This window comes from Streptomyces sp. NPDC051133 (assembly GCF_040682635.1).
Lineage (GTDB): Bacteria > Actinomycetota > Actinomycetes > Streptomycetales > Streptomycetaceae > Streptomyces.
Map to the genome: position 1 here is coordinate 1 of NZ_JBFBBK010000112.1, position 7,734 is coordinate 7,734.

A 7,734-nucleotide genomic window follows, 5' to 3' on the forward strand; every position below is an offset into this window, starting at 1 on the left:
CGTGGCGCAGCTCTACGCGGCCGACGTCCCCGAGATCGCCTTCCCCGAGGGCACCGACCTGGTGCAGATCCTCTGGTGCCCCGAGGTGCACGGCCCGCGGAGCGGGTACCACATCGCTGCGCGATGTGCAAGCGGGGCGGTCGCTGCGCTTCCCGCTGGCCCGCGCGAATGCGCGGGCGGGTCCCCTCCGCTGCGCTCCAGGGACCGGTGAGGCTGGCCGCTGCGCGCCCGGCGGGCCGCGCGGTGCGCGGCCGGGCGGCTGACGGGGTGTTGGGTGCGGCTAGTGGGGACTCTAGTACGGGAGTTGGGGAGTGCTTCGCACTCCCGGGCGGGTCCGCTGCGCTCCCCCGCCTGACGGTCCTTCCGGCTGTGCCTCCAGAACCTTGGGGCCCGCTGGCGCGGGCCGGGCTGGCTACGAGGGGTGGGGGTCGCTCGTTCGTGTGGGTTCCAGTGTAGCGCGTGCATCAGGTTGATGCAGCATGTACCGATGGCGGAAACACAGGACACCCCCCCAACCACCCGGGCAGGGCACGCCATTTGATGAACGGTCAGCCCGGGTTTTTCTCTCCCAATTAACGCGAGGAATTACGAATTGGGAAGCTGCGGGTCCGAACCACAGAACGGCACCTCAGATATCGGAAAGCATGAATTCCGGCGTGCGGAGGTACCGGAGCCGATCGGCCTCCCAGGGCCGATTGGCGGAACCCACCATGGAGGCCGGCCCCGCCTCCTGGTGCTTGTTCGTCACGGTCGGCACCACCCGAGACTCAGAGCCGCTGGTGCCGTCCACGACCCGCGCTGGATCGAGGACTCGCACGCGAAGCCGCCTCAGCCACGGAGGGTCCGGGCGGATGGTGCGGGTGACCTCAGCCACTGATATATGGCGAGATCAAGAAACCGCAGGTCAGAGAGCCGCAAATCTTGAGATGCGTACCGGGTGAGGGGACATATCGCGGCCGATGTGTCCCGACTGAGGGGGCATATCGGCCGTTCAATGTCAACCAGAGACGACACAGATTCCCGCAGCATGTCAACTGGAGGCGACATCGGGCGACAGATGCGTCTCACATGAGGGCCGTGGGACGCAAGGGGGGAGTTGTGTCCCCCCTGGGGGGACACAACTTGCGCGGCATGTCGTGTCGAAGCGACATCCATGTCAAGCAGAGGTGACATACTGCTCCGCGTCGCAGAGATCAACAGCTTGGAGAGGAACCTCGTGTCGACAGAGCCGCAGCGCCGCCGTCCGGGGACCCGAGGGGCGCCGCAGCCGCAGCCAAAGCTGCCGCTGGCCGAGGATCCGGCCGACGCCTGGAATCAGCCGCTACGGCCTGTCAAGGACCTGGACGAGGTCGCCCGCGCTTACCCCGGCCGGAAGCTCACGCTGGACAGCGAGCGGAAGCCGCTGGAGTTCTACGGGCCGCCGGACGAGCCGAACGCCTTCTCCATGGACAGCCTGGAGTTCTTCCTCGTCATCGCGCAGTTCTTCCGCGAGGCGCTGCCATTGCGGCTGATCCTCCTGATGATCGCCTGCCAGAAGGCCGGCGGACGCATCCCCCTGACCCAGGATGAGATGGCACACGTCCTGGACGTGGCGCGCACCAAGGTGAACGAGGCACTGCAGGAAGTCATGGGCCACGGGATCGTGTTCCGGGTGAAGCGCGGCGTCTACCAGTTCAACCCGCCGTACTCCTACCGGGTTGCCGAATTCATCCCGGGCACGGAGACCATGGACGCGCAGTACATCCGGGTCGACCAGCACGAGACCATTGCCAAGATCCGGTCGGACGAGGGCCTGCCCGACCTGGTGCGCTTCCCCTCGCTGGAGCGGATGCGCCAGGAGATCGAGCGGCTGCGCGAGGAGCGGGCGAAGATGCGTGCTGAGCGCCGCCGCGAGCGGGTACAGCAGAAGGAGAAGGAGGCCGAACAGTGAGCGGTCTGCATTTCGCCGCGGTGAACGCGGAAGGCATCGTCGCCGACCTGGACCTGCTGCCCGCGGCCTACCGCGTGCTTCTGAAGATGCGCGCTCACAGCGAGCCGGGCGGCAGGATCGAGGTCGACCAGGTCACCCTCGCGCAGATGCTCAGCTTGAGCCGGGCCGCCGTGAACGCGGCGCTCCGCGACCTCGACCTGGCGCAGCTGGTGAAGAAGAAGCGGGCCGGCGTCTACCAGCTCAACCCCATGCTCGCCGCCTACCTCTCCCCCGAGGACGCCATCGCCGCCGTCAAGGCGATGCCGAAGAACGAGCGGCTGAACTCGCCCGGCTTCGTGGAGCACTACCGCGCGGCCGTCGCCGCCTACCAGGACCAGCTTGCCGAGAAGCGCCGGCGCCGCGAGGACGCCAAGCGCCGACAGAACCTCAAAGCCGTGTCCTGACCCGGCCATCCACTCGATATGAAGGCGTCGCACCCCCGGTGCGGCGCCTTCATCGCGCCCGCCCGTGATCAAGCCGGTAGCACCAGGTAAACCGGCTTGTTCTGGAGCAGCAGAACAAACCACGCCCGGCTGCACCCGCCCGCTGCAAAAGCAACCGTGCAGCAGCCCAGAGCAGCGCGGCATGCAGCGAGCAGCAACGGCCGGTAGCACGAGGTAAACCGGTTTGTTGCAGCAGAGCAGAACAAACGATGCCGCTGCGCGATGGTCGGCAGTCCCGTTGCAGCACGCGGGCAGGGCCTCGCCGGGCCCGTTGCTGCCCGACCGAGGCCGGCCTGCTGCTCGTGCAGCACCCTTGTGCCGCCTGGATCGTGCGACTACCGCGCAACACGTCTCCGAACCGAGCAGCAATCGGCCTTGCACCCTTCACCACCAGGAGCAGCAGCCGGTTGCGCAACGGTGCTGCTCGATGCAGGCCGGGAAGGGTGCAACCCACTTCACATGCAGCACGGCGCAGCGCCGGCCGGACTTCACCAGGGTCGCCGACACCGGCGAGCACGGGGTCCGCGCGGCGCCAACCTTGCACCCCAATAGTGGTTAGTACAGATAGCGGTTCTCTGCGGGTTGTAGATCCTCCCCCCTGAGACCAGAGCTCGGTCCGGGACCAGCCGAGGACCGCATGTGACGGGACAGCAGCGGCAAGGCGATCCGCGACTGGCGGCGAGGGACCAGCCGCGCCTCCGACCCTTTAAAGCGCTGTACGGCGCTGTGAGCGGCTCTGCGGGCCTTGATCGTCGCTCGGAGCCCGGAGGGCCTGAGAACGCCGCAGACGGCCGTACGGGGCCGGGAAGGATCATGTGCGCCGACCGCTGGGAGGGCGTCGTCTCAGGCGAGTGCAGATGATCGGGCCCCGTCCTGCGAGCTCTGCTCTCAGGGGGAAGGATCTACAACCCGCACATAGGTACTACCTGTACTAACCACTAATGGGGTGCAAGACCGCCGTCGTGCCGCAGGCGCATGGCGAGCGTCTCGCAGTACGCCAGGGATGTCGTCGCCACCCCGAGGTCGCCCCTGGCGGCGGCCCGCCGGGCCACGTCCGTCATCGCCAGCATGTCCTGCAGCGGGCTCTCCTCGCCGGCGGCCGAAGCCTCTTCGACCCGGGCGACCAGCACGCGGTCGGCCTGCTCCAGGACGTCGGACCACACACCGCCGTACGCCGCCGGGTCGACGCCGGTCAGCGGCGTCAGCCACAGATCGGCGTGCGACTGGAGGAGCTGCTCGCCGGAACGGAAGTCGAGCACGGTGCCGCACGGCATCGTGCCGTTGTCCGGGTGGTCTGCGGCGCCGGGCCACCCCTCCAGGTCCGCGGTGTGCACGGGGCACAGGTAGGCGAGCCAGGCCGCGCCCGGCCCGGAGTCCTGCGCCGAGCCTTCACGGAGCACGGTGGCCTTGAAGGGGCACTCCACCACCACGCGCAGCCCGCCGAGGTCGCGGTGGCCGGAGAGCTCCTGGACGATCGACGGCACAGCGGCTCCTTCGCTGGTCAGACCTCGATGTACGCGACGACGACCACGGTGCGCAAAGCCGTGACCCAGTACAACAGGCGTACGCGCTCGACTTCGTCGGTGTACTGGCGCAACTGGGGGCCGGCGGAGTCGCCGGGCAGCGCCTCGCCGACGTCCGGGTCGACGGAGACGACGACCAGGGCGCGGTCCAGGGCGTGGATCTCCGCCTCGCTAGTGATGTGCTCCAGCTGCTTGGCGGCGGAGTCGGAGAAGGCGATCCGGGCGCGGCGCGGGCCGTGCTGCGGGGCCATCAGGCGACGGCCGGGCGCTGCGAGGCAAGCCGGGCGAGGTGAGCCTCGCGCAGCTCCTCCCACGGCGTGCAGTCCTCCACCGACGGCAGGCCGTTGGTGGCGATGTCCTCCAGGACGGCGGCGAGCTGGTCGGCGTTCTCACGGGTCTTCGCCGCGTACGCGCGCAACCCGTCGGCGGCCGCGGGCTCCAGCTGCTGCCGGGCGTGGTCGGCGGGGGCCGGCTGTTCGCTCATCGAGGGCTCCAGGGGGCGGAACTGGCGTCTGCTCCAACGGTATCGGCCGCCCCGGGCCCTGGGGACCACTCCGGACGAACCAGCTCGTACGAGGGCGCGGGACCCAGGTGGACCCAGCTTCCGGCCCGTTCCACGGTCACCAGGGAAAACACCGGTCTCGGGACCCAGGGACCCAGGTTCTGGGGGCGCTGCTGGGTCCTGGTCCCTGCCCGCTGCCCGATGACACAGATCAGCTGAACAGTGACACAGATGAGGGTCTCCACCTGGGGAAACAGGGGGTCGATGACACAGATCGGCGGACTGTTCAGGCGGGCGAGGGACCGGATCCGGATGCGGACCGTAGTCGCTCTGGGACGGTGTCACGCTGATCGGCGAGGTGGCCCAAATCCAGGGGTCGGGCCCGTGATTCCGGGCCGAACCGCCAGCGTGACACTCCAACGTGACAGCCGGATCGGGGCGCGTGACACCGGTGAGCGTGACAGCGTGACAGTCACCCACGGTGATCACAGGCACGTCTGCTCCCTGGCTCCCTCACAGGCTCTCAGGTCACCTCCCAGGAACGCGCCTGCCTGGGAAAACAGCCCTCCAACCTCCCAGACATCACAGGCGTTCCGGGGTATTTCCGACCCCAGCCTCCCAGGTCCCTCACAGGTCTGCCTCCCAGACGCTGGGATCTGGGAGACAGCGGAGCGTGAGGCCGGAGCAGGCCGTGCGAATACTGCGCTACGACCGGACGCGAGCGAGGAACACGGCGAGGGCACCGACAGCCTCGGGTTCTGTGGTGGCGAGCCGGCCCGCGAACGCCAGCTGGTCGACGCCGGTGCCCGGGACCAGGCGGGCGAGTTCGGCGAGCAGCGCGGCGTGCGCGAGGACCGACGGGGTGAGAAGGCCGGCGGCGGCCTCGCGGGCGGCCGGGTCGCGGTAGTGCCCGAGGTGCGCGGCGAGCGCGTGGGCGAGCCAGGCGTCGACGTCGGCCTGCACGTACCCGCCCGCCCGGCGGGTGAGTTCGTCGCGGACGGCTTCGTCCCCGTCGCGGGGCTCGGTCTCCTCCAGCGTGCCCATCTCGCGCAGCGCCTGGAGCTCATCGGCGCGGGCCGCGATTCGTGCCGCTTCGCGCAGCTCTGCCTCCCGGGCGGCGGCGGCCGCGGCTTCGGCGGCGAGCTCGGCCTGGACGACGCCGTCGACGTCCGGGTCGTACACGGTGCCCGGCGCCGCGTCGGCGAGCAGCTGCGCGATGCGCTCCCACTCCGCGAGCTCCGCCGGGCCGCGGACGTCGTCGACCAGGTCCTCATGCCGCGAGTCCTGCCGGGCGTCGAACCGGGCGTCCTCGAGGGCCGCCGCGACGGCGCCGGCGTCCATCCCCTTCGCCCGCCGCCGGACGACGCGCCGTCCGATGCGAGCGGGGTCGACCGGCTCCCGAGGCGCGGCGACGCGCGGGGCGAGCGGACGGCGCGCAGTGCGCCGGGGCGGCCAGGGCGTGGTCATCATCGGCCTCGTATTCGTGGTGCGGATTCGGAGCGGGCCGCCGCCAGAGCGCTGTACGACGGCCCGCCGAATATGGTTTATAGCAGGCCCTGAATTCGACCGTGTCAGAACCGGAAATCTATGGACTGGACGTGCGTGAAATCCGCGCGCAGGCCATCGGCCCGGGTGCCCCATTCCGTGAAATACGACTCGGTGATGGCCTCCGCGACGATCGGATGCAGCTCCTCCTCCGTCGCTCCGGCCTCCTGGAGCTCCAGGATCTGCTTCACGTAGGTGGGAGAGATCGGGGTGGTGATGGTGCGTATGCGACCGTCGTCCGAGCTGCCCGAGCACGTGAAACCGAAGTACGCCGTCACCTCCACCATCATCCCGCTGGACGTGGAAGCCTGTTCGCGTGCACGGGCCCTGACCTGCGGTTGCCACTCGGACTCAGTCGCCTCCACCAGAGCGGCCTGGAGCCGCTTCTGTGGCTTCTTCAGCTTCCCGGCGCGGTAGCGCTCGATCGTTCGAGTCGAGGTGCCCACACGCTCCGCCAGGCTCCGCGCTGACTCCTTCATCCGCGTGAGGAGGAATTTCACCTGTGCATTTGCGGACTTCGGCGCGGGCCGTGTGAAGACCTTCCGCTCCGCCCGCGCGAGGGCCTCCAAGACCTTGCCGCGGCTCGGGGCCGACTGCTGCTGCTCGTGGTCGCTCATACCTCCTAGGGATCACGGATCGCCTGTGGACAGACTCCGTCGTCGGGTGTCCCACCGTTGCGGGAGGGGTTGACGGCGTAGATCAGCGGGTCTTGGGTGGAGGGCCACGTCCAGAGCAAGGGGGCTGGCCATGGCGTTGCTGGAGTTCTCTGACCGGCTGCCGCAGTGTTCACGTTGCCGAGGCGACCTCATCATGAGCGGGGTGGCGCCGCAGGACGACGAACACGGGCGGCCTATCCACCTGGAGCTGTGCCCGGTGTGCGACACCGGCGACGTGGACCGCCCGGCGGCCGGCCTTCTCGTCCAGTGGTTCGCCAACGACGGCGGTCATGACCTGAGCCGCGTCAAGGAGGGCTCACACCTGCTGATGGAGTGGACGAAGGAGTGCATGGCCGCCCACGGCTGGTACTTGCAGGACACCCCGCCCGACCAGCCCTGAGCGGTCATCGGCAGAAGCTTCCGGGCGCGTAGTGCCGCCGCGTCGTACAGGCAGCGCGGCCGCCGCGCCGAACTACTGTTTGGGCCGTGGCAACAACGTACGACTTCCCCGGCGACCTCATCGCAGCGCAGCAGGAACTCAACCAGGTGTGGGCCGACCTCACTGCCCTGTACAAGCGGCTGCCGTACTCCGTCGAACCGATGGAGGCCTGGCAGCGTCCCGAGGGCTACTGGCTTGCCACCTCCCGTGCCTACCCGGACTCGCCGGGCTGGTCGGAGCAGGAGCAGCAGGAGGTCGCCACGCTGCGGGAGAAGGAACGCGACCTCACGGGGATGATCCTCACGCACGCCTTCTGGAGCGAGGTCGCCGGGCCCGAACGGCTCGATGCCCGCTCCCAGCTCAAGCACGCCCTCGAACGTGAGGACGGCGACGGCCAGGAGGCGGCGTAGCCGTGGCGGACACGCCACCCGAGCCGGACCCGCCGCTGATGGGGCTACTTGGATTTCCCCACCCGGTACTCGGGGCGGCCTCAGAGTTGCTCGGCTTGATTCCCCAGGCAGACCCCAGCTCATCGACACCGTGCTGGCTTTGTTCACTACTTCGACTCTGTTGCTGAATGGCCTGCAGGGGTGCGGGGCGGCCCGGCATGATCGTTGGTGCGGTCGTTCTGTCTGCTCCGGCCGTAGGGGGGTCGGT

Annotated in this window: 9 protein-coding genes and 1 pseudogene; 5 read left to right on the forward strand and 5 right to left on the reverse strand. The window is 69.2% G+C overall.

The annotated features are described in order from the left end of the window. From AB0N17_RS44585 to AB0N17_RS44595, 3 genes and pseudogenes are all read left to right on the forward strand, one after another. A pseudogene (locus AB0N17_RS44585) lies at nucleotides 1–211 on the forward strand (hypothetical protein); the annotation flags it as partial. Between the two features lie 1,005 nt (nucleotides 212–1,216). Beyond that, nucleotides 1,217–1,930 carry a hypothetical protein gene (locus AB0N17_RS44590; protein ID WP_366017422.1) on the forward strand — a complete coding sequence of 238 codons (714 nt, stop codon included), beginning with the start codon at nucleotides 1,217–1,219 and terminating at the stop codon, nucleotides 1,928–1,930. Continuing rightward, nucleotides 1,927–2,373: a MarR family transcriptional regulator gene (locus AB0N17_RS44595; RefSeq protein ID WP_366017423.1), complete on the forward strand. Its 447-nt coding sequence runs from the start codon at nucleotides 1,927–1,929 to the stop codon at nucleotides 2,371–2,373. Before AB0N17_RS44590 ends, AB0N17_RS44595 begins: the two co-directional genes overlap by 4 nt. 977 nt (nucleotides 2,374–3,350) lie before the next feature. On the opposite strand, the gene AB0N17_RS44600 is transcribed toward AB0N17_RS44595, so the two are convergent. The 5 genes from AB0N17_RS44600 to AB0N17_RS44620 form a co-directional block, all read right to left on the reverse strand. After that, nucleotides 3,351–3,896: a hypothetical protein gene (locus AB0N17_RS44600; RefSeq protein ID WP_366017424.1), complete on the reverse strand. Its 546-nt coding sequence runs from the start codon at nucleotides 3,894–3,896 to the stop codon at nucleotides 3,351–3,353. Between the two features lie 17 nt (nucleotides 3,897–3,913). Further along, on the reverse strand, nucleotides 3,914–4,186 hold the full coding sequence (locus AB0N17_RS44605; protein ID WP_366017425.1) for a hypothetical protein: 273 nt from the start codon (nucleotides 4,184–4,186) through the stop codon (nucleotides 3,914–3,916). Continuing rightward, nucleotides 4,186–4,419 carry a hypothetical protein gene (locus tag AB0N17_RS44610; RefSeq protein WP_366017426.1) on the reverse strand — a complete coding sequence of 78 codons (234 nt, stop codon included), beginning with the start codon at nucleotides 4,417–4,419 and terminating at the stop codon, nucleotides 4,186–4,188. The genes AB0N17_RS44605 and AB0N17_RS44610 overlap by 1 nt, the downstream gene beginning before the upstream one ends. Before the next feature lie 723 nt (nucleotides 4,420–5,142). Continuing rightward, on the reverse strand, nucleotides 5,143–5,904 hold the full coding sequence (locus tag AB0N17_RS44615) for a hypothetical protein (protein ID WP_366017430.1): 762 nt from the start codon (nucleotides 5,902–5,904) through the stop codon (nucleotides 5,143–5,145). A gap of 104 nt (nucleotides 5,905–6,008) precedes the next feature. Further along, nucleotides 6,009–6,599: a terminal protein gene (locus AB0N17_RS44620; protein ID WP_366017427.1), complete on the reverse strand. Its 591-nt coding sequence runs from the start codon at nucleotides 6,597–6,599 to the stop codon at nucleotides 6,009–6,011. Between the two features lie 130 nt (nucleotides 6,600–6,729). Between AB0N17_RS44620 and AB0N17_RS44625 the strand changes: the two genes are divergently transcribed. Both AB0N17_RS44625 and AB0N17_RS44630 read left to right on the forward strand, forming a co-directional pair. Beyond that, nucleotides 6,730–7,038 (forward strand): DUF6300 family protein, encoded by a 309-nt coding sequence (locus AB0N17_RS44625; RefSeq protein WP_366017428.1) that lies wholly within the window; start codon nucleotides 6,730–6,732, stop codon nucleotides 7,036–7,038. 86 nt (nucleotides 7,039–7,124) lie between these two features. Beyond that, nucleotides 7,125–7,487, forward strand: coding sequence for a nucleic acid-binding protein (locus AB0N17_RS44630; protein WP_366017429.1), 363 nt, complete (start codon nucleotides 7,125–7,127; stop codon nucleotides 7,485–7,487). Nucleotides 7,488–7,734 lie beyond the last annotated feature (247 nt).